Source organism: Gammaproteobacteria bacterium (genome assembly GCA_003696665.1).
GTDB lineage: Bacteria > Pseudomonadota > Gammaproteobacteria > Enterobacterales.
On the sequence record RFGJ01000314.1, the window covers coordinates 1 to 1,774 of the forward strand.

General features: G+C 51.9%; 1 protein-coding gene. It reads right to left on the minus strand.

Translation table 11 applies throughout. The annotated features are described in order from the left end of the window. Positions 1 to 1,238: hypothetical protein (locus D6694_08455; GenBank protein RMH41978.1), on the minus strand; the 1,238-nt coding region annotated here is incomplete at its 3' end. Between the last annotated feature and the right edge of the window lie 536 nt (positions 1,239 to 1,774).

Genomic DNA, 1,774 nt, shown 5'->3' on the forward strand with positions numbered 1-1,774 from the left:
CGCACTGAAAAACTGGTGCCGGTGATACGCGAGGCAATGGTGGCGAAATTGCCTCCAGAGATACGCTCTTGAAGCTGATAAAAACTCACATGTCCCAGACTTCTTGACCAGGACACCACATAGTCGCCGCCTACCACCTGCGCGGGTACCGAAGGCGTGCCCGGCACACTAGGTCGGTTCCGAACGTCAATGACGGCTGAAGTGGTAACGCCTGAACACACTGCTCCATTACAGGCTCTCACTTGATAACGATAGCGACCATCACTCTTGCCATAAAAGTTTCGACTGCGTGTTGTCCCAGTACTCACCCATGCCCCATAAGTCGACCCACCATTGCTAGACTCCCGATATTGATAATGGGTGACTTTAGGGCCTCCACTGGCCGACCAACTGACTGTGTATTGTCCAGTGGCACTCCGTGCTGGAATGGACACACTGGCCACCGGCGACGGGCGGCGCACCACGCTGACGCGGCCACTCGTCTTAACAGGCCCGCACACCGATTTGTGACATGCCCGTACTTGGTAACGATAATGCCCGTCTGTTTTGCCTGAGAATGTCCGACTTCGTGCCGAACCGACACTTACCCACGCGCCGTAGCTCGCCCCATCATTGCTCGATTCGCGATATTGGTATGCGGTCACCTGACCAGACGCACTCCCCCAAGAGATAGTGTAAGTGCCCGTGTTATTTGTGGCAGGCGCTGAAATACTTGTCACAGCTGTCGGCGGAAGGACAACCTCAAAGGTGGCACTTTGCCGCCAATCACCACAAGCAAAATGATTGCAAGCTTTCACAACATAGTAATAGCTACCATTGCCACGACCGGTTAAGGTAACTGATGTTCCGTAGGTGCTCTGCCAAGTCCCAAGCTTTCCATTCTTAGCTTCTCGCCACTGGTAATAAGTTGGGTTGCCAGAAGCGCGGCCCCATGAAACAGTATACCGTCCGTCGGTATCGACACCACTTGGCACCTGAATCGGCCCCGGCATGCCAGGAATCGGATCGTTCCTGCAGCCAAGTGCCTGTGGCTGAACTTTCTGCGGGGAAGATTTCGACTTTGCCTTACCTTGCTTCCGGCCTCGCGCTGATGACGGCTGCGGCGCTGCCTTCAGTGCATAAGGTTTTAAACAGATGGCATGCGCTGGTTGTGACCACGATATTCCTAATAAGGCAAAACCGAAAAGAAAGACGAACGACACAAACGACGTTAAACGGCGGGCACGGGCACGCAGCATAACGATCCTCCTGGTTTATCCTTAAACCCGGGTAGACCGCTTAACGTACCCGGTACTCGATGACGGTAAATTTTGCTGGGATGGTATCAAAAGAAATCGAAAAATGATGTGAAAAATTACCAAAAATTGCATTTTTTTAAGACGGATTTATAAAGGACAGACGGCCCTACACTCCAGAGTCCTTTCTCACTTGGCCTTGAACGGCTCCTTAGCCTAATATCTTTTTGAGCTCTATGCTTGAAACTGGTGTACGGGGAGATTGGGAAAAGCGGCATGCCCTACTGAAACTCCGCTTAAGATGAACTGAAAACGACAAAGGCGTACGGCCACCATGAGTCAAAATAACGTGGTGGCCTTATCCTTGCCAGAGGGTGTTGAAGATCCGTTATCAAAGCTGCTTTTCAATAGTGCCAAGCGACTGATTCAGCATGCGACCGACGCTTCGCCACTTCAGCTGCCAAGGTTGGTCAACACGCCAACTGCCAGTTCTGCCCAAAGATAGACGAAAACTATGGCTATGATGATACCGATAGCCG